The 22960-nt window shown below is 58.6% G+C and carries 19 protein-coding genes and 2 pseudogenes; 13 read left to right on the top strand and 8 right to left on the bottom strand.

Features of this window, described 5'->3' with window-relative positions; translation table 11 throughout:
* Window position 1: 1 nt before the first annotated feature.
* From ACRER8_RS13675 to yaaA, 4 genes are all read right to left on the bottom strand, one after another.
* Window positions 2–1174: a PilZ domain-containing protein gene (locus tag ACRER8_RS13675; RefSeq protein ID WP_431746788.1), complete on the bottom strand. Its 1173-nt coding sequence runs from the start codon at window positions 1172–1174 to the stop codon at window positions 2–4.
* A gap of 52 nt (window positions 1175–1226) precedes the next feature.
* On the bottom strand, window positions 1227–2708 hold the full coding sequence (gene alg8 / locus ACRER8_RS13680; RefSeq protein WP_431746789.1) for a mannuronan synthase: 1482 nt from the start codon (window positions 2706–2708) through the stop codon (window positions 1227–1229).
* A gap of 128 nt (window positions 2709–2836) precedes the next feature.
* Window positions 2837–4153 (bottom strand): nucleotide sugar dehydrogenase, encoded by a 1317-nt coding sequence (locus tag ACRER8_RS13685; protein WP_431746790.1) that lies wholly within the window; start codon window positions 4151–4153, stop codon window positions 2837–2839.
* Window positions 4154–5302: 1149 nt separating this feature from the next.
* On the bottom strand, window positions 5303–6082 hold the full coding sequence (gene yaaA, locus ACRER8_RS13690; protein ID WP_431746791.1) for a peroxide stress protein YaaA: 780 nt from the start codon (window positions 6080–6082) through the stop codon (window positions 5303–5305).
* A gap of 288 nt (window positions 6083–6370) precedes the next feature.
* On the opposite strand from yaaA, the pseudogene ACRER8_RS13695 reads away from it, so the two are divergent.
* From ACRER8_RS13695 to moaE, 5 genes and pseudogenes are all read left to right on the top strand, one after another.
* Window positions 6371–7471 (top strand): annotated as a pseudogene (locus ACRER8_RS13695) (polysaccharide deacetylase family protein); the annotation flags it as partial.
* A gap of 613 nt (window positions 7472–8084) precedes the next feature.
* Window positions 8085–9479 carry a PhoH family protein gene (locus ACRER8_RS13700; protein WP_431746792.1) on the top strand — a complete coding sequence of 465 codons (1395 nt, stop codon included), beginning with the start codon at window positions 8085–8087 and terminating at the stop codon, window positions 9477–9479.
* Window positions 9480–9757: 278 nt separating this feature from the next.
* Window positions 9758–10243, top strand: a complete 486-nt coding sequence (gene moaC, locus ACRER8_RS13705; RefSeq protein ID WP_431746793.1) for a cyclic pyranopterin monophosphate synthase MoaC — start codon at window positions 9758–9760, stop codon at window positions 10241–10243.
* A complete protein-coding gene (moaD, locus tag ACRER8_RS13710) occupies window positions 10240–10491 on the top strand; it encodes a molybdopterin converting factor subunit 1 (protein WP_431746794.1) in 252 nt (83 codons plus the stop codon). The genes moaC and moaD overlap by 4 nt, the downstream gene beginning before the upstream one ends.
* A gap of 2 nt (window positions 10492–10493) precedes the next feature.
* Entirely contained in the window at window positions 10494–10943 is a 450-nt protein-coding gene (moaE, locus tag ACRER8_RS13715) for a molybdopterin synthase catalytic subunit MoaE (RefSeq protein ID WP_431746795.1), read from the top strand.
* Between the two features lie 153 nt (window positions 10944–11096).
* On the opposite strand, the pseudogene rhlB reads toward moaE, so the two are convergent.
* Together rhlB and ACRER8_RS13725 are read right to left on the bottom strand one after the other, a co-directional pair.
* Window positions 11097–12383 (bottom strand): annotated as a pseudogene (rhlB, locus tag ACRER8_RS13720) (ATP-dependent RNA helicase RhlB); the annotation flags it as partial.
* A gap of 285 nt (window positions 12384–12668) precedes the next feature.
* The gene (locus tag ACRER8_RS13725) at window positions 12669–13325 is read right to left on the bottom strand and encodes an alpha/beta hydrolase (RefSeq protein WP_431746796.1); all 657 of its coding nucleotides are present in this window, start codon (window positions 13323–13325) and stop codon (window positions 12669–12671) included.
* 486 nt (window positions 13326–13811) lie between these two features.
* Between ACRER8_RS13725 and ACRER8_RS13730 the strand changes: the two genes are divergently transcribed.
* The 7 genes from ACRER8_RS13730 to ACRER8_RS13760 all read left to right on the top strand — a co-directional run bounded on the left by ACRER8_RS13730 (window position 13812) and on the right by ACRER8_RS13760 (window position 20533).
* The gene (locus ACRER8_RS13730; RefSeq protein WP_431746797.1) at window positions 13812–14843 is read left to right on the top strand and encodes an amino acid ABC transporter substrate-binding protein; all 1032 of its coding nucleotides are present in this window, start codon (window positions 13812–13814) and stop codon (window positions 14841–14843) included.
* Window positions 14844–14908: 65 nt separating this feature from the next.
* Window positions 14909–16090 (top strand): amino acid ABC transporter permease, encoded by a 1182-nt coding sequence (locus ACRER8_RS13735; protein WP_431746798.1) that lies wholly within the window; start codon window positions 14909–14911, stop codon window positions 16088–16090.
* Window positions 16091–16100: 10 nt separating this feature from the next.
* Window positions 16101–17198, top strand: a complete 1098-nt coding sequence (locus ACRER8_RS13740) for an amino acid ABC transporter permease (RefSeq protein WP_431746799.1) — start codon at window positions 16101–16103, stop codon at window positions 17196–17198.
* A 10-nt stretch (window positions 17199–17208) separates the two neighbouring features.
* Complete coding sequence (locus ACRER8_RS13745) at window positions 17209–17973, top strand: amino acid ABC transporter ATP-binding protein (RefSeq protein ID WP_081565416.1); 765 nt, start codon at window positions 17209–17211, stop codon at window positions 17971–17973.
* A gap of 305 nt (window positions 17974–18278) precedes the next feature.
* Window positions 18279–19574, top strand: coding sequence for a CynX/NimT family MFS transporter (locus ACRER8_RS13750; RefSeq protein ID WP_431746800.1), 1296 nt, complete (start codon window positions 18279–18281; stop codon window positions 19572–19574).
* A gap of 90 nt (window positions 19575–19664) precedes the next feature.
* The gene (locus tag ACRER8_RS13755) at window positions 19665–20150 is read left to right on the top strand and encodes a nuclear transport factor 2 family protein (RefSeq protein ID WP_431746801.1); all 486 of its coding nucleotides are present in this window, start codon (window positions 19665–19667) and stop codon (window positions 20148–20150) included.
* Window positions 20151–20197: 47 nt separating this feature from the next.
* Complete coding sequence (locus ACRER8_RS13760) at window positions 20198–20533, top strand: GIY-YIG nuclease family protein (RefSeq protein WP_431746802.1); 336 nt, start codon at window positions 20198–20200, stop codon at window positions 20531–20533.
* Here the strand turns inward: ACRER8_RS13760 and ACRER8_RS13765 are convergent.
* Window positions 20517–21482, bottom strand: coding sequence for a hypothetical protein (locus ACRER8_RS13765; protein ID WP_431746803.1), 966 nt, complete (start codon window positions 21480–21482; stop codon window positions 20517–20519). The genes ACRER8_RS13760 and ACRER8_RS13765 overlap by 17 nt on opposite strands.
* Before the next feature lie 192 nt (window positions 21483–21674).
* Here ACRER8_RS13765 and ACRER8_RS13770 point away from each other — a divergent pair, with 192 nt between their 5' ends.
* Window positions 21675–22607, top strand: coding sequence for a glutathione S-transferase family protein (locus ACRER8_RS13770; protein ID WP_431746804.1), 933 nt, complete (start codon window positions 21675–21677; stop codon window positions 22605–22607).
* Between the two features lies 1 nt (window position 22608).
* Here the strand turns inward: ACRER8_RS13770 and ACRER8_RS13775 are convergent, their stop codons facing one another.
* Window positions 22609–22959: a glutaredoxin family protein gene (locus ACRER8_RS13775; RefSeq protein WP_431746805.1), complete on the bottom strand. Its 351-nt coding sequence runs from the start codon at window positions 22957–22959 to the stop codon at window positions 22609–22611.
* Window position 22960: the final 1 nt, after the last annotated feature.

Consider the following 22960-nt stretch of genomic DNA (forward strand, 5'->3'; position numbering starts at 1 on the left):
TTTAGAGACCTGCGGCCGTGGCTTTATCGATCAACCAGTTCAGCGAAGGGCCGCGATCGCTGACCACTTCCACCGGCAGACCTGCCAGCGTGCTGCTCAACGATTCGTCAGGCTGGATCTGCACACGAATATCGGACGACAGATCGGCCGGGCTCAGGGCAGTGGCGTTGACGATCTTGCCGCTGTGCGTGGTGTTTTCACCGGCCACCTGGAAGTTGACGCGAGCACCCGGCTGCACGTCGGAGAACTGGCGATAGGTGAAGCGGGCGTCGACGTTGGCGGCCACGTTGCGCGGGATCATCTGGAAGATCACCTGACCTTTGCTGGCGTACTGACCGTCGGCGACCAGTTGCTTGCCGACGACGCAATCACAGGGGCTGGTCATGGTCCCGGCCAGTTGGCGACCGAACAGTTCTTCGATCTTCGCCGGCTGCATTTCATTCGGGTCGAGGTTGCCTTTGAGCATATCCAGCATGCTGGTGTTGAACGTGGCCAGCGGTGCACCTTTGGCAACCTGGCCGTTAGGCGCGACCAGGCTGGTCATGGTGCCTTCACGCGGCATCGTCACATCCAAGGTCGGTACGCTGACGAGACCGGAAGTGGAATGGCTGACGAAGTACATGCCGTAAACGGATTTCGCGACGAAACCGAACGCCACCAGGCCCACGACGAAGATACCGGCGCTGAACGTGACCGCACGCAGGCGACCGAATGCGCTCAGGCCGCTGCCGCTGTCCTTGACCTTGCGTGCCTTGGTGAAATTGTCGCGCTGCAGGGTAGCGAGCACTTCGCCCATGCTGACGATGTCGCCTGACAGGTGCGAGGTGATCAGGTGACGCAGGGTAGCGATGTCCTGAGCTTCCAGATGCTGGAACTGGCAACCGACGCGGCCGCTGGCCGAATCGACGGAACGGACCTGCAATTCGACGTCCATCGCCAGTCCGAGATTGTCGATCAGGAATTGCAAACGGCCCTTGATCACTTGACCGGGGGTCAGCTTCAGGTTGCTTGGCGCCACGAAGCTAAGGCCACCGGCGGAAAGATCTTCGATACGCACAAGCGGCGCGTTCGGCTGACCGTTGAGCAGGCGCAGCTTGGCTGGGATCTTGACCCGTGCGTGCTGGCGCTGGGCTTCGGATTCATGGACGACGTTTGCATTCACGGCTGTATTCATGGCGGTAATTCCTGATTAATCAAGTTGATCCATTGGTGCGGTCAGAGACCCGTCAGACCATTGTCAGCAGCACGGCAACGAAGATGCTGCCAGCCGAGAAAGTCATGGTTCGAGACGACCAGGTGTTGAACCAACCCTGGAAGCTGGCCATGTCGCGGCTCAGTTTGGTGTCCTGGCGTGTCCAGGACTGGCGGTCGAGGCGGAAGAAGACGTAGATCTTCATCAGTGCGCCGACGATCTGGTTGTAATAGAGAATTACGGGATAGGCAGGGCCGATCTTGTGTCCCGAGCAGGACAGCAGCAGCGTCAGGATCAGGCGCGTAATGCCGATCCACAGCAGGTAGGCCAGCAGTACACTCACGCCGTACTTGAAGCTTGCGAGCACGGCAACGGTCAGCCCCAGGATCGAGGTCCACATGGACACACGCTGGTCGAACAGTACGATGCTGGTGAACACACCCAGACGGCGGACACCCAGACCCAGCGCGCGCGAGTTCTGGCGCAGGTTGTTGCCGTACCAGCGATACATCAGCTTGCGACTGGCCTTGAGGAAGCTCTTCTCCGGCGGATGCTCGACCGTGTTGATCGCGGCGTCCGGTACGTAGAAGGTGTCGTAACCCAGGCGCATCAGGCTGAACCAGCTGGACTTGTCGTCGCCGGTCAGAAACTTGAAGCGGCCCAGACGCCAGTGCTGCAGCGAGTCGCTTTCGACGTCTGCGATGAAGGCGGGGTCGGTGACCACCGTGGCGCGGAAGACCGACATGCGTCCGGTCATGGTCAGTACGCGTTTGGACAGGGCCATCGAACACATGTTGATGTGACGCTGAGCGAAGCGCAGCTTGTGCCACTCGCTCATGATGTAGCCGCCGCGCACCTCACAGAATTCGTTGGTGGTCAGGCCGCCGACGTTGCCGAACAACTGGAACCACGGCACGGTTTTCTTCACCACGCCTTCGGCCAGGACAGTGTCACCATCGATTACGGCAACCACCGCACGGTCGTCCGGTATGTGACGCGAGATGGCGCGGAAACCGAAGGCCAGACCGTCACGCTTGCCGGTGCCGGCGATACGTACGAAGTCCAGTGTCACGTGCTTGGGCGGGTTGTGCTTGGCCCACATCGCCTTGACCAGCAACTCATCGGACATTTCAACCAGCGAGCAGACAACAGTGGTCGGGTAGCCACAAGCGATGGCTTCGCGGATTACCGAGCTGTAGACCTGAGCGGTGGTCAGCGCGTCGATACGAAAGCTGGTGACCATCAGGAACACGTGAGACGGGTCGGCCGCCTTGCCCAACTTGCGTACTTTGCGGCGCAAGTGTGGATAAACGATGTAGAGAAAGATCATGCCGCGCACAAAGTGCGTTGCGCCCATCGAGTAACGCCAGATACCAACGATACCCACCAGGAAAATAAAGTCTTTGGACTGCGAGTCGAACAGAGTTGCCGGCAGCGCCATTGCGATGGCAGCCAGCAAACTTAAATAAAACAACCAACCGGCGGCCTGAAGAAAGCCATGTCTGAGCCTGTGCATAGTCGGATCCCTAAAATCAGTTGCAAGCCGCGAGCTTCAAGCCACAAGTCCAAGCGAAATGCTTAGGACCTGAGGCCTGGGGCTGGCTTTAAATACTTGTCGCTTGAAGCTGGCAGCTTGCCGCTGCTTTACCAGCAGATGCCTTCGGTCTGACCGTTCTCGGTGGTGGTACCGGTCATGAAGCCGACGAGATCGATGACTTTCTTACCGGCCGGAGCGTTGTTGGCCAGGGCACGGAAACGCTCGTCGCGGTTGCCGAGAATGATCACGTCGGAGTTGTCGATCACTGCATCGAAATCCGAGTTGAGCAGGGACGAAACGTGCGGGATCTTCGACTCGATATAGTCCTTGTTGGCGCCGTGGACACGGGCATATTCGACGTTGCTGTCGTAGATGCTCAGGTCGAAACCTTTACCGATCAGCATCTCGGCCAGTTCAACCAGCGGGCTTTCGCGCAGGTCGTCGGTGCCGGCCTTGAAGCTCAGACCCAGCAGCGCGACTTTGCGGGTGTCGCTCGCCGCGACGATGTCGAAGGCGTTCTGCACCTGGGACACGTTGCTGCGCATCAGGGAGTTGAGCAGCGGCGCTTCGACGTCCAGGGAGCTTGCGCGGTAGGTGAGGGCGCGCACGTCTTTCGGCAGGCAGGAACCGCCGAATGCGAAGCCTGGACGCATGTAGTACTGCGACAGGTTCAGCGATTTGTCCTGGCAGACCACGTCCATCACTTCGCGGCCGTCGACGCCGACCGCCTTGGCGATGTTGCCGATTTCGTTGGCGAAGGTGACCTTGGTCGCGTGCCAGACGTTACAGGTGTACTTGATCATCTCGGCAACGGCGATGTCCTTGCGGATGATCGGTGCGTCGAGCTCTTCGTACAGCGATTGCAGAACGTCGCCGGACGCCTTGTCGAACTCGCCGATTACGGTCATCGGAGGATGGTCGTAGTCCTTGATCGCAGTGCTTTCACGCAGGAACTCGGGGTTTACGGCAACGCCGAAATCGACGCCGGCCTTCTTGCCCGAGCAATCTTCCAGAATAGGAATGACCACGTTGGCGACGGTGCCCGGCAGAACGGTGCTGCGCACGACGATGGTGTGGCGGGAGGTTTTTTCACGCAGTACGAAACCGATTTCGCGGCATACCGATTCGATGAAGTCCAGTTCCAGGTCGCCGTTTTTCTTGCTAGGGGTGCCGACGCAGATCATCGACAGGTCGGTGGCACGAATTGCCTCCGAAAAGTCGGTGGTGCCGCGCAGTTTGCCGTTCTTGATACCGTTTTCCAGAAGCTCGCCCAGACCCGGCTCTACGATCGGAGATTTGCCCTGATTGATCAGATCGATCTTGGCGCTGGAAATATCCACACCAACCACATCATGACCACGTGCCGAGAGGCAGCCGGCACATACTGCACCGACATAGCCCAAACCAAAGATGCTGATATGCATCGTAATCTCCTCGATTTTTACGCCATTAGTTGGCTGGATATAAGTACTGTCTAACAAGTTTCGCGCACTCGTCCGCACAACAAGTTAATGTCGTGACACAAGCACAGGCAGAATTTAATAGGAGCGACCTGTTTCGTCAGGCGGGCTCGAATGTTACAGATTTCAAGCGTCGGGTAGCCCATATATATATGTATGAGTTCCCGATCTGGGATATGGCATAACACTCCACCGGATGGTTGCGAGTCGCTGCCGCGCCTCTGGCTCAGGGCTTGTGGCCATGATTCAGTATTATCCTGCTCGTCAGTGGCTTTCAGCACCCGATTGGTGCTTGCTCGACCTATCTCAACTAGTTTGGTGCGTCCTCTCCGTGTACGTACCACAAGACCGGGTTGGTCTTACTACGTTGACTTGTAACTTTCAGATCTGTCCTTATGCCATGTAAGAGATGTCTCACAAGGTGGACGAGAATTGTTACGGGATGTAGGAGCGTGAGGTTTCCCTATAAGTTCCTGGCCGCTCGTCCTCTTTTCGAGAATTTTCAATACAGCTTCGATATTGAAGATGGTTGCATTGTGATAGCACTTTCGGTTTAGTCCTTTGTATTAAGGGGTTAGGGGAAGCGCATCTAAATCTGCCACTAGTGTGATAAGGCGATACGCCATTACAAAAAAAAGTTGTTAAATTTTTGAGAAAATCCTCGGGACTTTAAGGGGTGTCTGGTTATTGGCGCCAAGCCGTTGTCGTTGATGCCGTTCGTCTGGAAAAACGGCTAATTGGGAACTTGGAAAGTTGGAAGGAAGAGGGCTGTTTTGGTGCGCTGGCGTACTTTGCCTTTCTTGTGGATTGGAGGCGGGGCTAAGTTGGGGATGTATATCGGGTGTTTCGAATGGCACGGATTAAATCCCGCCGCTGGGAGGCGTAACCGCAGCACGGCTTGCCGGAGGTGGCATCCGCGAGACCGCTACAGCTGGCGAGCCGGGCTGCTATAGCGGATGTGTGTGGGTTGCAGAAATCAGAGCCCCTTGCAAAACCTGCGGGAGCCGGCTTGCTGGCGAACGCAGAGTGTCAGACAGCGCATTTGTGACTGACCTGCCGCGTTCGCCAGCAGGCCGGCTCCTACTAGCACGGTGGCGTATCCGGGCTTGGCTTTCAGGCGTCAGCTTCATCCCTGAGGAAGATCAGCTTGTCTGCGGTGGATAGATCTTTGCTGAATCGGTATCCCTGCGCATCGAACTGTTTCAGGTGTTCTGGCTTGTCGATGCGCTCGGAGATCACGAATCGGCTCATCATGCCGCGCGCTTTTTTGGCGTAGAAGCTGATGATCTTGTACTGCCCGTTTTTCTGATCGCGGAATTCGGTGTCGATGACGCGTGCCTTGAGAGCTGGGCGTTTGACAGCCGAGAAGTATTCATTGGAGGCGAGGTTGAGCAGGATGTCGTCGCCCTGTTCCGCCAGGGCTTCATTGAGCCATTCGCTGATGCGATTGCCCCAGAACGCATAAAGATCCTTGCCACGGGCGTTGGTCAGTTTGGTGCCCATCTCCAGACGATAAGGCTGCATGAGGTCTAGGGGGCGCAGCAGCCCATAGAGGCCCGAGAGCATGCGCAGGTGTTGCTGGGCGTAATCCAGGTCTGTTTCGCCGAGGGTCTCAGCGTCCAGGCCGGTGTACACGTCACCCTTGAATGCCAGGATTGCCTGTTTGGCGTTTCTCGGCGTGAAGGCCGGGGTCCAGCTGCCGAAGCGGGCCGCATTCAAGCCTGAAAGTTTGTCGGAAAGGTGCATCAGCTCGCCAATCTGCGCCGGGCTCAATTCGCGCAGTTGTGTGATCAACTCCTGCGCGTGATCCAGATATTGAGGCTGAGTGAAGCGTTCGGTGGTCGGCGGTGTTTCGAAATCGAGGGTTTTCGCCGGGGATATCACCATCAGCATGCGGTCGTCTCCTTTAATCGTGGGGGCGATTCTAGGGGTTGCGCGCGGATGACTCCAGCTATGGTGGTGATAGGTGCAGCACAATGCTTGCGCTGATCTCTCGTGGGAGCCGGCCTGCTGGCGAGCCGGGCCAGTCAGTCACCTATCTGTAACTGACCCGACGCATTCGCCAGCAAGCCGGCTTCTGCAGTTCTGAGGCGCTCTTGCGGCTCCAGCATGCAAATCCGCTATAGTGCCTCGCCGGTTTCGGCCTCTTTGTTCAAGGATTGGGAGCACGTCGTTTTGCGCATGTTGTTATTGATCGGTGCCTGTCTGCTGGGGCTCAACGCTCAGGCGGCGACCGGGGATATCGCGACGATCGATCGCAGTGTCTGGCCTGAAGCCCTGGAGACCCCGCAATTGTTCGATGTGGCTTCCCGTGCCCAGATCCTCAGCTTCGCCCACCAGTTACTGGAGAGTGAGAACCTCAGCGATATTCAACTGGCCGATCGGCTGGGACTCCGCCAACTCAATATGGCGACGGTGAATCTGATTCGGAACCGTCTGTGGGCGCGTCTGTTCGATAACTGGAAAGCCGCCGAGCAATCCTGTGAAGCCGATGCGTCTTTCTGTGTGCTGGTCGACGACGTGCCGATGCTGCGTCAGCGCGCGGCGGAGTACAAAGTCGCCGATGACTCCTTTTATGCGCGCTGGGCGGCGCCCGCCGACGCCTTCAGCCAGCGTTACCTGAACGAATTGCTGCGCATGGCGGCGCTGTTCCCGCAGACCAGCAGTGAAGTCGAACGCTACAACTCGGACGAGCTCAGTGGCGATGAAATGCCGGATCGCACCTTTCTGCTCAATTTCGAGAGCGGTCCGACGGCCGCCGATGGCGCGACCGACTGGTTGGCCGATTTCATGCGCCAACAGAAGATCAACGCCACATTCTTTGTCCTTGGCAAGAGTCTGCAAAGTCGTATCGACAGCACCTCGCCCCAGGCGCTGCAGACCCTCTACCGTCAGCAGTGTGTCGGCCTGCAGGGTTGGGAATATCGCTCTCACGCCCATTGGAACGGCTGGCAGGACTCCATCGAACGCACCGCGACGCTGACCCAGCAGATGCTGCCGGACAATTTTGTCCCGCTGTTCCGCCCGCCTTACGGGCATCGCCGGGCCGACAGCGCGCAATTTTTCCGCGATCAACAGCTGCGCGTTTCGCTCTGGAACATCGATTCCCAGGACGCAACCGGACGTATCAGCGCCGAGCAGACCGCGCACCGGGTGCTGACCCTGATGTTGCTGTGGCGTCGCGGCAATATCGTTTTCCACGACACCACCGACAAGGCGCAACAGGCCGTGCCGTGGCTGATGGCCAATCTCGCGCAGAGCGGGATTTCGTGGGAGGACTGTCATATTTATCCTCAGCAACTGTCGGACGAAGCCGATCAGGACGCGCCCGGGGACGAGGACAGCGATGAACCGGAAGATCAGCAGCCTGCAGATCAGCCGCAGCAGTCCACCGATCAGGCTGAAGAGCCCGGAGAACAAGGGGAGTAGGGTAGACGTTAGGCAGGGACGGTCGGATTTTCGCGAGGGTTTCTCGCCGACCGGACTTCCGAATGTAAACGCGTGGGAGGCATCCGCCAAGGGCTATTCGTCATGCTGTGAAATAAACTTCAAATTCCAATCAAAACGCTTTTTTATGTCATCGGTTTTGCGGTATTACGACAACAGACCGCCGAACCCTGCAACACAGGTGGCGTCACCCAGACCCCACTTTGCGCAATTCCCTCCTGCTATGGGTTTGTACGAAAAGTCGGCGAGCGAAGGCCAGGCAAGGCAAAAACAGGCGAGGAAGCGGAGTTTAGGCTCCTAAATGAGCATTCCGAGCCGGTTTTAACGCAGCATGGCCGAGCGCAGCCACTTTTCGTACGAAGCCTCAAGGATGGGAGCCTCGGCGGCCTTTTATTAGCGCAGCATCGCTATGTGTTGCGTTATCTGGCTTCTACAAAGGTGAGCGAGTATGGATGACCACGGACGCACCCCTTCCTCTAACCAGCCAATCCTCTATGTGCTCGATACCAACGTTTTGATTCACGATCCAAACGCACTGCTGAATTTCGAAGAACACCACGTCGCAATCCCCATGACTGTCCTGGAAGAACTGGACAAGCTCAAGGCGGGCAAACACTCGGTCGCCGCTGAATGCCGCCAGGCTATCCGGCTGATCGACAAGACACTTGGCGAAGCGACCCCGGAGGAGGTCGAGCAAGGCGTACCGATCGATCGCGGTACAGGCGTTTTCAAGGGTTACCTGTCCATCCTGATGAGCAAGCGTGAAGAACCCAACAGTCTTCTACCGGAACACCTGAACGACAACATCATCATCAACCAGTTGATCGACATGCACGCGCGCAAGAAGGAAGTGCGCATCGTGCTGGTCACCAAAGACATCAACATGCGCCTCAAGGCACGTGCTTGTGGCATAGAAGCCGAGGACTACAGCACCGACCAGTTGGTCGACGACGTGTCGATGTTGTCGCGCGGCTACCACACCATGACCGGTTCCTTCTGGGACCGCGTGAGCAAGGTCGATACCCGTCAGGATCATGGCCGCACTTGGCATAAAGTGCAGATGACGGAACAGATTCCGGCGGTTCACATCAATGAGTTCATCATCGATGAGCAGGGCTTCGTCGGTTGGGTCAAAGGCGTCAAACCCGATGAGTTGCTGTTGCTGGACATGCACCAGGAGCCGCTGCTCCATCAGGAAGCCTGGGGCCTGAAACCGCGTGACATCTATCAGGGGCTGGCGTTGTTTGCGCTGCTCGATCCCGACATCCACCTGGTCAATCTGTCCGGCGCCGCGGGCTCGGGCAAGACCATCCTGGCGCTGGCCGCTGCCATCGAGCAGACCATGGTCAGCAAACGTTATCGCCGCATCATCGCCACGCGCAGCGTGCAGGGCCTCGATCAGGAGATCGGCTTCCTCCCCGGCACCGAGGCGGAAAAGATGGAACCGTGGCTTGGCGCTATCACCGACAACCTGGAAGCGCTGCACATGGATGACGAGAACACCCATGGCAGTGTCGATTACATCCTCAGCAAGGTGCCGCTGCAGTTCAAATCACTCAACTACATTCGAGGCCGCAGTTTCCAGCAAAGCCTGATTCTGATCGATGAGTGCCAGAACCTCACCCCGCACCAGATGAAAACCATCATCACCCGTGCCGGTGCCGGCTCCAAAGTGGTCTGCCTGGGCAACCTGGCGCAGATCGATACTCCTTACCTGTCAGCCACCAGTTCTGGCCTGACCTACCTGACGGAGCGTTTCAAGGATTTCCCCAGTGGCGTGCACATCACCCTGCAAGGGGTTCCACGCTCGATTCTCGCCGAGTATGCGGAGAGCCATCTGTAAAAACGCTGCTCGATCCTGTGGGCGCCGAATGTCGGCGCCCATTTCCAACCCTGTAGCGGTCCGGCTTGCCGTCGGTGCGCCGTTGAAATCGCTGCCGTCGGGCCAGCCGGACCGTTACAGGGTGCCTCGCCAAATCCTTTGTAGGAGCCGGCTTGCTGCGAATGCGGCGGGTCATCCACATCTATGTTGACTGACCTGCAGTACTCGCCAGCAAGTCGGCTCCTACAGTTCCGCGTTTACAAGCGCTACAATCCCGACTCCTGTCCAGGAGTCATCCCGTGCTTACTCATCTCGATTCCCAAGGTCGCGCCAATATGGTCGACGTCACCGAAAAAGCCGTGACGTCCCGTGAAGCCGTGGCCGAAGCGCGCGTGCGCATGCTTCCCGAAACCCTGCAAATGATCGTTGCCGGCGGCCATCCGAAAGGGGATGTATTCGCGGTGGCACGTATCGCCGGGATTCAGGCGGCGAAGAAAACCAGCGACCTGATCCCACTGTGCCACCCGCTGATGCTGACCAGCGTCAAGGTCGAGCTCAACGCCGAAGGCACTGACACCGTACACATCGTCGCCCGTTGCAAACTCTCCGGGCAGACCGGTGTGGAAATGGAAGCGCTGACCGCTGCGAGCGTCGCCGCGCTGACGATCTATGACATGTGCAAGGCAGTAGACCGTGGCATGGTCATCGAGCACGTGCGGCTGCTGGAAAAACTCGGCGGCAAGAGCGGCCATTTTGTGGCCGACGACCAGGTGGGGGCGCAATGACTATTCATGTTCAGGTTCAATTCTTCGCCCGTTTCCGCGAGACGCTGGGCACTGAAAGCGAAAATATCGAAGGCGATTTCGCCACAGTCGACGCCGTGCGTCAGCACCTGTTGCAGCGCGGCGGCGTGTGGGAAGTACTGAGCGAGCAGAGCATCATGTGCGCGCGCAATCAGGAACTCTGCTCGCTCGACGAGCCCGTGAAGCCTGGGGACGAAGTGGCGTTCTTTCCGACCGTTACCGGAGGTTGAGCATGGCCATTCGTGTGCAGGCTTCGGCGTTCGACCCAGGGGTTGAGGTCAACGCGATGCATGATGCCAATGTGGGTGTCGGTGCGGTGGTGAGCTTCGTCGGCTACGTTCGGGATTTCAACGATGGCCGGGACGTGTCGGGGATGTTTCTGGAACACTATCCGGGCATGACAGAAAAGGCGTTGGGCAAAATTGTCGATGAGGCACAGCAGCGCTGGCCGTTGCTCAAGGTCGAGGTGCTGCACCGTGTCGGTGCGCTCGAGCCGGGAGAGCCGATTGTCTTTGTCGGAGTTGCCAGCGCTCATCGTCAGGCGGCATTCGAGACCTGCGATTTCGTGATGGATTATCTGAAGACCCGTGCGCCGTTCTGGAAGAAGGAGAACACTTCAGAAGGGCCGCGCTGGGTGGAAGGGCGGGAGAGCGATCACCAGGCGGCGGATCGCTGGAAATAATCGGCTTGCCGGCCGGACGCAAAAACAATGTGGGAGCGAATTCATTCGCGATACGGTGGCGCTGCCGAAAATCTCTATCGGCTGTACCAGCCTCTCGCGAATGACTTCGCTCCCAGAGTTCAAAGCAGCGCCGTATTTGAAGAACGGGCGGGATCACTCCGCCGCAGGCTGTACCTTTGGCCGACGCACCACAGCTCGCAGCAACTCGGTCGGCGGCGTTTCGCAGCTGATTTTGCGACCCAGCTTCTCTTCAATGGACGGCAGCTGATACGAGTCGTCTTCCCCCGCAAAGCTGATCGACACCCCATCCGCCCCGGCGCGACCGGTACGCCCGATGCGGTGTACGTAATCGTCCGGCACTTCTGGCAGGGTGAAGTTGATCACGTGGCTGATGCCATCGATATGAATCCCGCGACCGGCAACGTCAGTCGCCACCAACACACGAATCTTGCCTTCGCGAAAGCCTTCCAGCGTCTTGATACGTTTGTGCTGCGGAACATCGCCGGACAACTGCGCAGCGTTGACGCCATCGCGCACCAGACGCTCTTCAATGCGCCGCACTTCGTCCTTGCGGTTGGCAAAGACCATCACCCGCGACCAGCCGTTGTCGTTGATCAGGTTATAGAGCAGCTTGTACTTGTCAGCCGAAGCGACGGCATAGATGTGCTGCTCGACGTTGTCGCTGGCAACGTTTTCCGACTCGATCTCAACGATTGCAGGGTCGGTGGTCCATTGCTTGGCGAGGTTCATGACGTCATCAGTGAAGGTCGCCGAGAACAACAGCGTCTGCCGCTCGCCCTTGTGCGGGGTCTGCCGAATGATCGAGCGCACTTGAGGGATGAAACCCATATCGAGCATGCGGTCTGCTTCGTCCAGCACCATCACCTCGACCATGTCCAGATGCACTTCGCCGCGCTGGTTGAAGTCCAGCAAACGGCCGGGAGTGGCCACCAGGATGTCGCAATGACGGGCTTCGAGCTGCTTGAGCTGTTTGTCGAAGTCCATACCACCGACGAACGTCATGACGTTGAGGTCGGTGTATTTGGTCAATGCCGCGGCATCCTTGGCGATCTGCACCACCAACTCGCGGGTCGGCGCGATGATCAGCGCCCGGGGCTCGCCCATATAGCGTTCTTTCGGCGGCGGAGTCTGGGTCAGTTGAGTGATGATCGAGATCAGAAAGGCTGCGGTTTTACCGGTCCCGGTCTGCGCGCGACCGATCGCGTCCTTGCCCTTGAGCGTGAAACCCAGCACGCCCGCCTGAATCGGCGTGCAATACGGAAAGCCCAGATCCTGAATGGCGTGCATCAGCTCTGGCGCCAATGGGAAGTCATGAAAGCGGGTTTTGCCTTCCTGAGGCTCAACGACGAACTCATCGACACTCCACGGCGCTACGACAGGCTTCGGTGCGCGCTCGCGGCGTGGGCGTTCGGTCTTGGGGCGTGAACGCGCAGGCTGGCTGATGACCTGCGTTTCTGCCGCAGGCGCAACAGATGTGGTGGTTTCCTGGTAAGTGCCTTCGGTCGGACTCTTGGAAACGGGGAGAGGAGCAGCTGGCGCGAGCTGCTCAGCCTCGCTTTTACCGAACATTTTTTTAAGTGCTTTGAGCACGGTCATCTCATCGATTGATTAAGGAATATACGCCGGGCAGTGTAAAGCAAGAACCCGGCGCGGCGTAGTGCCATACCAAATCCGCCAGACAAAAGAAAGGAACAAATGAGCTGCTCAGCGCAGCCGATCCCCGAGCCAGACGCCTATATCGGCAATTTCCTGCGGTAACACTTCGTGGCCCATTGGGTATTCCTGCCATGTGGCGGTGACGCCCTGGGCTTTCAGATGCTCGTAGGCGGTCCGGCCCATCGCGTTGTGCACGACTTCATCGTAGATGCCATGCAAGCAATGCACCGGAATGCGCTGCTGACTGGCTGACAGGCTCATCTGTTCGCTAAACGTCGGACCATAGGTGGACAGAGCCAAGACCCCGCCCAGCGGGCCTTGCCAGCGCAGAAAGGCGGTGTGCAGCACGACCGCGCCGCCCTGGGAGAAGCCTGCCAGAAAGATTCTGGCCGGGTCGATGCCGCTGTCCCGTTGCTCCTCGATCAGGGCAAGAATGCGCTGGGCCGAGGCTTCCAACTGATCACGGTCAATGGCGCGCGCCGGACTCATGGCCTTGATGTCGTACCAGCTGGGCATCTCATAACCGCCATTAACGGTAACCGCGCGGGTCGGCGCTTGCGGAAGAATGAAGCGGGTGGTGAGCAATGACTGCTGCAGCGCTTCGGCCACAGGCAGAAAGTCGTAGCGGTCTGCACCCAGGCCGTGCAGCCAGATAACGCAGGCGTCGACCGTTTTTTCAGGCTCAATGATCAAGGGTTCGCTCATGTGCGCTCCATTTGTGTGCGGATGCTCTGGGCTCATGCTCCAGGGCGGTGCGCGTACGTATTCAGATATGAAAGAAGATGTCGCAAGGTTACAAGTTTTGATCTTGACCTGTCGCTAATTCGAGTTTGCCACCATGGTGGTACGAGCTTTGCTACAAATCAGTCGGAGTGAAGGCGCTCACCTCGGCGGTAACACTACTAGGCTATTAATCACGCGACCTATTGTTACGCCGAGGCAGCATGGAGTCCATCGACAGGATCTCCGGCACGATTCGCCTTGATCCCTTGAGGGTCAGGGACATCATGGGGCTTCAGTCCATCTGATCCGAACGAGCCTATTACACGGTGGACGAGACGCCAGATGCCGGTCTCGGATTCGGTTCCTGCGTCGCATGACCCAAAAACAAGCCAGCACGGGTCATGAATGCCTCACAAGGGTGCGACGGACTAAAGCTCCCACACAACAAAGAGCAAACTGGAGGTTTGAATGAAGATGTTGAAATCCACCCTGGCTGTAGTAGCCGCCGCAGCAGCGCTCGGCATGACCGGTTTCGCTCAAGCGGGCGCAAAACTGGATGCCATCCAAAAGAAAGGCTTCATCCAGTGCGGCGTGAGCGACGGTTTGCCAGGCTTCTCGGTACCTGACAAAAGCGGCACCATTCAAGGTATCGATGCGGACTTCTGCCGCGCAGTCGCGGCTGCCGTTTTTGGCGACGCCAAGAAAGTGAAATTCAGCCAGCTGAACGCCAAAGAGCGTTTTACTGCGCTGCAGTCCGGCGAAATCGACATCCTGTCGCGTAACACCACCTGGACCAGCTCCCGCGACGCGAGTATGGGTCTGGTGTTTCCAGGCTTCGTCGCTTACTACGACGGCGTTGGCTTCCTGGCCAGCAACAAGCTGGGCGTGAAAAGTGCCAAGGAGCTGGATGGCGCGACCATCTGTATCCAGGCCGGTACCACCACCGAGCTGAACGTCTCCGACTACTTCCGCGCCAACAACCTCAAATACACCCCGATCACCTTCGACACCTCCGACGAAAGCGCCAAGTCGCTGGAATCCGGTCGTTGCGACGTGCTGACCTCCGACAAATCGCAGCTCTACGCACAACGCTCCAAGCTGGCTAATCCGAAGGACTACATCGTTCTGCCTGAAACCATTTCCAAAGAGCCTCTGGCGCCGGTTGTCGCCCGTGGTGACGACGAGTGGACATCCATCGTTCGCTGGGTTGGCTACGCGCTGCTGAACACTGAAGAAGCTGGCGTGACGTCGAAGAACGTCGAAGCTGAAGCCAAATCCACCAAGAACCCTGACGTGGCCCGTCTGTTGGGTGCCGACGGTGACTACGGTCCGCAGCTGAAACTGCCGAAAGACTGGGTCGTCAAGATCGTTGCTCAAGTCGGTAACTACGGCGAAATCTTCGAGAAGAACCTGGGTAAAGGCACTCCTCTGGAAATCGACCGTGGCATGAACGCTCTGTGGACCAACGGCGGCATTCAATACGCACCACCAGTGCGTTGATTGACCTGTACCCGGCTGCGTGATCCGCAGCCGGGTGCTTCGTTGCATTTCTTCTGGGGCACTCCATGCAAAATCAAATCAGCGCACCCAAGCAGAGGCTAACCCTCAGCGATCCCAAAGTGCGTGCGTGGCTATTTCAGATAATCACGGTTATCGCAGTAGTCGCGATGGGTTGGTATCTGTTCGATAACACTCAAACCAACCTGCAACACCGGGGCATCACGTCAGGTTTCGGTTTCCTTGAAAACAGCGCCGGCTTCGGCATCGCGCAGCACCTGATTCCGTTCAAGGAGTCGGACTCGTATTCACGTGTTTTCCTCATCGGCTTACTCAACACGCTGCTGGTGACTTTCATCGGCGTGATTCTCGCGACCCTGCTCGGCTTCATCGTCGGCGTGGCGCGTCTGTCCAACAACTGGATCATCAACAAGCTGGCGACGGTCTACGTCGAAGTTTTCCGCAACATTCCGCCACTGCTGCAGATTCTGTTCTGGTACTTCGCGGTGTTCCTGACCCTGCCAGGCCCTCGCGCAGCACACGGCTTCTTCGGTTCGTTCTTCGTCAGCAGTCGCGGTCTGAACATGCCGGCCGCGATTGCGACCGACGCTGCCTGGCCGTTCGTGATCAGCATGGTGCTGGCCATCGTCGCCATCGTGTTCATGGCGAAATGGGCGAACAAGCGCTTTGAAGCCACTGGCGTCCCGTTCCACAAGTTCTGGGCGGGCCTGGCGCTGTTCATCGTGATCCCGGCGCTGTGCGCGCTGATCTTCGGGGCGCCGGTGCATTGGGAGATGCCAGAGCTCAAAGGCTTCAACTTCGTGGGCGGCTGGGTATTGATCCCTGAACTGCTCGCCCTGACCCTGGCATTGACGGTCTACACCGCGGCGTTCATCGCCGAAATCGTGCGTTCGGGCATCAAGTCGGTCAGCCACGGCCAGACCGAAGCGGCGCGGTCGCTGGGCTTGCGTCCGGGCCCGACCCTGCGCAAGGTCATCATCCCGCAAGCACTGCGGGTGATCATTCCGCCACTGACCAGCCAATACCTGAACCTGGCGAAGAACTCTTCGCTGGCCGCCGGTATCGGTTATCCGGAAATGGTTTCGCTGTTCGCCGGCACCGTATTGAACCAGACCGGTCAGGCCATCGAAGTCATTGCCATCACCATGAGCGTGTACCTGGCGATCAGTATCAGCATTTCCCTGCTGATGAACTGGTACAACAAGCGCATTGCGCTGATCGAGCGGTGAGGAAACGCGCATGACACCCCATACTTTCAAACCTGACATGCCACCGCCGAGCAAAGTCTTCGGCCCGGTGGCATGGATGCGCCAGAACCTGTTCTCGAGCTGGATCAACACGCTGTTGACCCTGTTCGCGATCTATCTGATCTGGCTGGTGATTCCACCCCTGTTGAGCTGGACGATCTTCGACGCCAACTGGGTCGGCACTACCCGCGCCGACTGCACCAAGGCCGGCGCCTGCTGGGTGTTCATCGAGCAGCGCTTCGGCCAGTTCATGTACGGCTACTACCCGCAGGAACTGCGCTGGAGGGTCGACCTGACCGTCTGGCTGGCGATCATCGGTGCCGCACCACTGTTCATCAAAGCCATGCCACGCAAGGCGGTCTACGGCCTGAGCTTTCTGGTGATCTACCCGATCGTTGCCTATTTTCTGCTGCACGGCGGGATCTTCGGCATGGCCGAAGTGGCGACCAGCCAGTGGGGCGGGCTGATGCTGACGCTGGTCATCGCGACCGTGGGTATCGCCGGTGCGCTGCCGCTGGGCGTGATCCTGGCGCTGGGCCGTCGCTCCGACATGCCGGCGATTCGCGTGATCTGCGTGACCTTCATCGAGTTCTGGCGCGGCGTACCGCTGATTACCGTACTGTTCATGTCCTCAGTGATGCTGCCGTTGTTCCTGCCTGAAGGCATGAACTTCGACAAGCTGCTGCGTGCCCTGATCGGCGTGATCATGTTCCAGTCGGCGTACGTGGCCGAAGTGGTGCGCGGCGGCATGCAGGCCATTCCCAAGGGGCAGTATGAAGCGGCCGCGGCCATGGGCCTGGGCTACTGGCGTCGCATGGGCCTGGTGATTCTGCCGCAAGCCCTGAAGCTGGTGATTCCCGGTCTGGTAAACACGGTGATTGCGCTGTTCAAGGACACCAGTCTTGTGATCATCATCGGCCTGTTCGACCTGCTCAACAGCGTCAAGCAAGCTGCCGCCGACCCGAACTGGCTCGGCATGGCGACCGAGGGTTACGTCTTCGCGGCCCTGGTGTTCTGGATCTTCTGTTTCGGCATGTCCCGCTACTCCATGCACCTGGAGCGTAAGTTGGACACAGGCCACAAGCGTTAGGAGTTATGTGATGAGTGAAGCTATCAGCAAGCCTCTGGGCGCCGAAGGCATGATCCGGATGGAAGGCGTACACAAGTGGTATGGCCAGTTCCACGTATTGAAAGATATCAACCTGAACGTGCGTCAAGGTGAGCGTATCGTCTTATGCGGCCCGTCGGGCTCTGGCAAGTCGACTACCATTCGCTGCCTCAATCGTCTGGAAGAGCATCAGCAAGGTCGCATCGTCGTCGATGGCACCGAGCTGACTTCGGACCTTAAGCAGATCGAGACCATCCGCCGCGAGGTCGGCATGGTGTTCCAGCACTTCAACCTGTTCCCGCACCTGACCATCCTGCAGAACTGCACGCTGGCGCCGATGTGGGTGCGCAAGATGCCGAAGAAAAAGGCCGAAGAAATCGCCATGCACTATCTGGAGCGCGTACGCATTCCGGAGCAGGCGCATAAATACCCGGGCCAGCTGTCAGGCGGCCAGCAGCAGCGTGTGGCCATTGCCCGCGCCCTGTGCATGAAGCCGAAAATCATGCTGTTCGACGAGCCGACTTCGGCCCTTGACCCGGAAATGGTGAAAGAGGTTCTGGACACCATGGTCGGCCTGGCGGAAGAAGGCATGACCATGCTCTGCGTGACCCACGAAATGGGCTTCGCCCGCACCGTGGCCAACCGTGTGATCTTCATGGACAAAGGCGAAATCGTCGAGCAAGCCGCACCGAACGACTTCTTCGACAACCCGCAAAGCGACCGTACCAAGCTGTTCCTTAGCCAGATTTTGCACTGAGTTAACAGCTGCGTTTCCAAAGAGCCCGGATCTTGTGTCCGGGTTTTTTGTTTGTGGCACGTGGTGCGGCACGTACGAGAACTATGAGAGCGGATTTATCCGCGAAAAATACCGCAGGCACAAAAGATCCTCCGGACGCGCGACCGCAGGGCGAATGCATTCGCTCCCACAGGGATCGATTCGTACTTTGGCTGTGCCGCAAAACTGTACTCAATCCCCGCAAAACTTGTGTTCTCTGCCGATCTCCAACAGGATTGCACCTTTGCGCAATGCGCTGTTACACATCCTGCCTACATGAGAATCCCATGACGACCAAGGCGCCACTGGCGAGCGACACGCTATCCCATTCCCCACAACATCATGAAATCAACGAATTGCTGATCGACGCGGAGGCTGACGACGAGCAGGTTCAACAGCATCGTCCGGTGTTGAAGCGCCCCTGGTTTCTGCTGTTCGGGCTGGTGCTGGTGGCGCTGAACCTGCGTCCGGCGTTGTCGAGTATGGCGCCGTTGCTCAGTGAAGTGTCGGCGAGCCTGGGGCTGTCTGCAGCCAAAGCCGGGCTGCTGACGACCTTGCCGGTGCTGTGTCTGGGGCTGTTCGCGCCGTTGGCGCCGATTCTGGCGCGGCGCTTCGGCAGTGAGCGCGTCGTTTTGGGCATTCTGATGACGCTGACCTGCGGAATCCTGCTGCGCAGTTCATTCGGCCAGGTTGGCCTGTTCACGGGCAGCATCATGGCCGGTGCGAGTATCGGCATCATCGGCGTGCTGCTGCCGGGCATCGTCAAACGGGATTTCGCCAAACAGGCGGGCACCATGACCGGCGTCTACACCATGGCGCTTTGCCTGGGCGCGGCGGTGGCGGCAGGCTCGACGGTGCCGTTGAGTCAGCACTTTGGTGACAGCTGGACCATTGGCCTGGGCTTCTGGATCGTCCCGGCGCTTCTGGCCGCGATCTTCTGGTGGCCGCAGACTCGCCAACGTCAGGGTCAACACCAGGCGGCCTATCGCGTGCGCGGTCTGTTTCGCGACCGCCTGGCCTGGCAGGTGACGCTGTACATGGGCCTGCAATCTTCGCTGGCGTATATCGTGTTCGGCTGGCTGCCTTCGATTCTCATCGGTCGCGGCCTGACGCCCACCGAAGCGGGCCTGCTGCTGTCGGGCTCGATCATGGTTCAGTTGATCAGCTCCCTCACCGCGCCATGGCTCGCTACCCGTGGCAAGGACCAGCGATTGGCGATTCTGTTAGTCATGCTGCTGACCCTCGGCGGCCTGTTCGGCTGTCTGTATGCGCCACTCAACCAATTGTGGGTCTGGGCCGTGGTGCTGGGCTTGGGGCAGGGCGGAACGTTCAGTCTGGCGCTGACGCTGATCGTACTGCGCTCGCGCGACTCTCACGTCGCCGCCAACCTGTCTAGCATGGCCCAGGGCGTGGGTTACACCGTGGCGTCGCTCGGTCCGTTCGCGGTCGGGGTGGTGCACGACTGGACTGGCAGCTGGAGCGCAGTTGGATGGATCTTCGGCATTATTGGCGTAGCTGCGATCCTCGCGGGCATGGGCGCCGGTCGTGCGCTGTATGTGGACGTCACCAGCGAAAAAGTCTGAATCGTTGAATAGTTGTGCGGCGAATGTTCATGGCAAAACGCCGGGCCGACGCTTATCGTGAAGGCATCTTTTTTCCTGGATGCCTGCCGCATGAGCGAAATCAACCAGTGTGAGCGCAACCACGCACTGATCACCCGGTTCTACGAGGCGTTCAATCGTCTCGACGCCGAAACCATGGTCGCCTGTTACAGCGATGACGTGCTGTTCAGTGATCCGGTGTTCGGCGAGTTACGCGGCCATGAGGCAGGTGACATGTGGCGGATGCTGACGTCGCGGGCGAAGGCCTTCTCGCTGCGGTTCGACACCGTGCGGGCAGACGAACGTATCGGTGCCGCTCATTGGGTCGCCACTTACCTGTTCAGTCAGACCGGCCGCACGGTGACCAACGATATTCAGGCGCGCTTTGTCTTTCGTGATGGCAAGATCTGCGAGCATCACGACAGCTTCGATCTTTGGCGCTGGTCGCGACAGGCCCTCGGTGCGAAGGGCGCGCTGCTGGGTTGGACGCCTTTCGTGCAAGGCGCCATTCGCGCTCAGGCGCAGAAGGGGTTGAAGGCGTTTCAGGCCGGCCGGTAATGCTCTGCTAGAATCGCCGCTCCCCTGCTTACACTTTCTGATCTTCCATGACCGATATTGCTATCGTCCAAGAGCCTGTACTTGAAACCGTCAGCGTGAAGCCGTGGTTCGTTTACCTGGTTCGCGCTGCCAACGGCTCGCTGTATTGCGGCGTCAGCGATGACCCCCATCGTCGTTTCCAGAAACATCAGAGCGGCAAGGGCGCGCGCTTTTTTTACTCAAGTCCGGCTGTGGCCCTGGTCTACATCGAAGCCTGTCGCGACAAGGGCGAGGCGCTGCGTCAAGAGCGCTTGATCAAGAAGCTGCGCAAGAGCGCCAAGGAGGCGCTGGCCGCAACCGGCACTTCTGCGTTTTCAGCGAGCGACTTCAACGTACATCCGTGACCTGATCTTCCTGATGGAATGAAAACGGCCTGGCGGATGAAAGATCAAGGCGCACGATAGGCGCGTAACTGTCATTGGCGATGAGCTTGCGCTGAAAGTTTCGGGCCGGCTCGATACCTTGCGCATAGCCCGCGGCATCCAGAAAAACAGCTGAAATCTGATCCTTCAAGCCATAGCCGTCGTCCACGGTCGCCATGAGCAATTCATTCCAATAAAAATCGAAGTCGGGGTAGTGACCTTGCATGGCAATCGAGTTACGCCATCCATTCTGGCTGTCGACGTTCCACGAGCACTGCGTAGTCGTGGCATTGCTACCCAACATATCCCCGGTGTAGGCCATCCATTGTTCCAGCGTAGTGATACCGATGTCCTCGCATGAGCCCCAGGCGAATTGCGCGTTGCGATGAGGGGTATCCGGCTGCGGATGGATCTGATGGACGACCGGCTCTGCAAATCGGCTGATGCAGCCGTTGTGGAGAGGGTTACCGGCCGTTTCGGCGTCCTTGGGAAACAGGCAAATGAAGCCCGCGTCAAACCCCGGCAATCCCAGGCGATCAGCTTCGACTGCATTGCGCAAAATGAAGCCAGACGGTTGGAGCAACAGCGTCGGATGGTCATCTTTGCGAAACCATGAAAATGACGCTGATCCGCGGGTCATCGAGGCCGGGCTATGAGTCCAGGGCAGGTAATCGCCGTCTGCCGTCGCGCGGATGATGATGCCGCTGCAGTAGTAATGGCCGCGAGGCAGATTGCTGCCTATCTCCCTGCAGTCCTGTTGCTCATCGTTGTACAGGCGATTAAGAGACGCCACCAAATCATCGGATGACTGAGCCGCATGTGCTGGGTTATGCGCCGTGGTCACAGGCGGGACGGGACGCTGCGGTGTCGCGGATTCGCAGCCGGTTAGCAGCAAGCTGCAAACGATAAGACTGTTTACGAGCATCTTCATGATGAGGACTCCTTCCCTGGTACTGACTCAAAGGTTAGGCGCCTTGGTTTGCAACGACGAAGTTCGTGTTGGAACATCTCGCGATAAGTCCCGCCCGGGTTATCGCGGGCATCGGATTTGGCAGTGTCGTCACTCGACGGCTCTTCGCAGACCCACTAGGCTGAGCCCTTCCCAGACGAGGCTCGAGAGCAAATGTCAGAACTGATCCTGCATCACTATCCCACCTCCCTGTTCGCCGAAAAGGCGCGCTTGATGCTCGGCTACAAAGGGCTCTCATGGCGTTCCGTGATCGTTCCGTCGATCCTGCCAAAGCCTGATCTCACTACGCTCACCGGCGGCTATCGTAAGACGCCGGTGCTGCAGGTCGGAGCGGATATTTACTGCGATACCGCACTGATTGCTCGTCGTCTGGAGGCTGAAAAGTCATCGCCGAGCTTCTATCCGCAAGGGCAGGAATTCACTGCCGCGAGCCTGGCGAACTGGGCGGATACAGTGTTGTTTCTGCATTCGGTCAGTCTGGTGTTCCAGCCGGCCTCGCTGGCCGTGCGCTTTGCCAAGGTGCCGCCTGAAGCGGTGAAGGCGTTCGTGGCCGATCGTTCGACTTTCTTTGACGGCGGCAGCGCAACTCGCCTGCCTTTGGAATTGGCGCAGCATCAGTGGCCGACGTTGATGAGTCGCCTTGAAACCCAGCTGGAGCGCAATGGCGATTTTCTGTTGGGTGTCCCGTCGATTGCCGACTTCTCCGTGGCCCATACCTTGTGGTTCCTGAAACAGACGCCCGTCACCGCGCCGCTGGTCGATGATTACCCGGCCGTGTCGGCGTGGTATCAGCGGGTTATCGGGTTCGGGCATGGGGCCGCCAGTGAGCTAAGTCCGGCCGATGCCATTGAGATCGCGCACAGCGCGACCCCGGCGCAGTTGCCCGAGGAGGCGTTCACTGATCCAAACGGATTCAACGTGGGAGATCAGGTCAGCGTGTCAGCCGTGGACTACGGCGTGGACCCGGTGGAGGGCGAGCTGGTATTCAACGGCCGCGAGGAAATCATTGTGCGTCGCGAGGACGAACGTGCAGGCACGTTGCATGTGCACTTCCCGCGTTATGGCTTCCGTATCGAGAAGCGCTGAATCATTTCAACGCCGCCAGTATCTCATCCGGTGAAAACCCTCTGATCAACGTGCCGTTCACGTCGATCAGAGGGATGCCACGCCCGCCGAGCGCCTCGTAAGCCTTGCGGCCTTCCCTGGACTTCTCGATGTCGAACTCGGTGTAGGGGATGCCCTTGCTGTCGAGGAAGCGTCGAGTCTGTTTGCAGTAACCGCACCAGTCGGTCGCGTAGAGCGTGACTTTCGCGTTCGCCTGAACCTGCGCCGATACAGCGGATGAGGGGTGGATGAAGTTCTCGATCTTGCCCCAGTTCTGATAGACGACCACGACCAGCATGATCAGCACGAACTTTTTGAGGGTGCGCACGAGCATG

The organism is Pseudomonas sp. (assembly GCF_050739935.1).
In the GTDB taxonomy this organism is placed as follows: Bacteria; Pseudomonadota; Gammaproteobacteria; order Pseudomonadales; family Pseudomonadaceae; genus Aquipseudomonas.

Excerpts from the sequence above, each read along its gene's own strand:
- ACRER8_RS13675 (WP_431746788.1), bottom strand. The coding sequence starts at position 1,174 with ATGAATACAGCCGTGAATGCAAACGTCGTCCATGAATCCGAAGCCCAG.
- alg8 (WP_431746789.1), bottom strand. The coding sequence starts at position 2,708 with ATGCACAGGCTCAGACATGGCTTTCTTCAGGCCGCCGGTTGGTTGTTT.
- ACRER8_RS13685 (WP_431746790.1), bottom strand. The coding sequence starts at position 4,153 with ATGCATATCAGCATCTTTGGTTTGGGCTATGTCGGTGCAGTATGTGCC.
- yaaA (WP_431746791.1), bottom strand. The coding sequence starts at position 6,082 with ATGCTGATGGTGATATCCCCGGCGAAAACCCTCGATTTCGAAACACCG.
- ACRER8_RS13700 (WP_431746792.1), top strand. The coding sequence starts at position 8,085 with ATGGATGACCACGGACGCACCCCTTCCTCTAACCAGCCAATCCTCTAT.
- moaD (WP_431746794.1), top strand. The coding sequence starts at position 10,240 with ATGACTATTCATGTTCAGGTTCAATTCTTCGCCCGTTTCCGCGAGACG.
- moaE (WP_431746795.1), top strand. The coding sequence starts at position 10,494 with ATGGCCATTCGTGTGCAGGCTTCGGCGTTCGACCCAGGGGTTGAGGTC.
- ACRER8_RS13725 (WP_431746796.1), bottom strand. The coding sequence starts at position 13,325 with ATGAGCGAACCCTTGATCATTGAGCCTGAAAAAACGGTCGACGCCTGC.
- ACRER8_RS13730 (WP_431746797.1), top strand. The coding sequence starts at position 13,812 with ATGAAGATGTTGAAATCCACCCTGGCTGTAGTAGCCGCCGCAGCAGCG.
- ACRER8_RS13735 (WP_431746798.1), top strand. The coding sequence starts at position 14,909 with ATGCAAAATCAAATCAGCGCACCCAAGCAGAGGCTAACCCTCAGCGAT.
- ACRER8_RS13740 (WP_431746799.1), top strand. The coding sequence starts at position 16,101 with ATGACACCCCATACTTTCAAACCTGACATGCCACCGCCGAGCAAAGTC.
- ACRER8_RS13745 (WP_081565416.1), top strand. The coding sequence starts at position 17,209 with ATGAGTGAAGCTATCAGCAAGCCTCTGGGCGCCGAAGGCATGATCCGG.
- ACRER8_RS13750 (WP_431746800.1), top strand. The coding sequence starts at position 18,279 with ATGACGACCAAGGCGCCACTGGCGAGCGACACGCTATCCCATTCCCCA.
- ACRER8_RS13755 (WP_431746801.1), top strand. The coding sequence starts at position 19,665 with ATGAGCGAAATCAACCAGTGTGAGCGCAACCACGCACTGATCACCCGG.
- ACRER8_RS13760 (WP_431746802.1), top strand. The coding sequence starts at position 20,198 with ATGACCGATATTGCTATCGTCCAAGAGCCTGTACTTGAAACCGTCAGC.
- ACRER8_RS13765 (WP_431746803.1), bottom strand. The coding sequence starts at position 21,482 with ATGAAGATGCTCGTAAACAGTCTTATCGTTTGCAGCTTGCTGCTAACC.
- ACRER8_RS13770 (WP_431746804.1), top strand. The coding sequence starts at position 21,675 with ATGTCAGAACTGATCCTGCATCACTATCCCACCTCCCTGTTCGCCGAA.
- ACRER8_RS13775 (WP_431746805.1), bottom strand. The coding sequence starts at position 22,959 with ATGCTCGTGCGCACCCTCAAAAAGTTCGTGCTGATCATGCTGGTCGTG.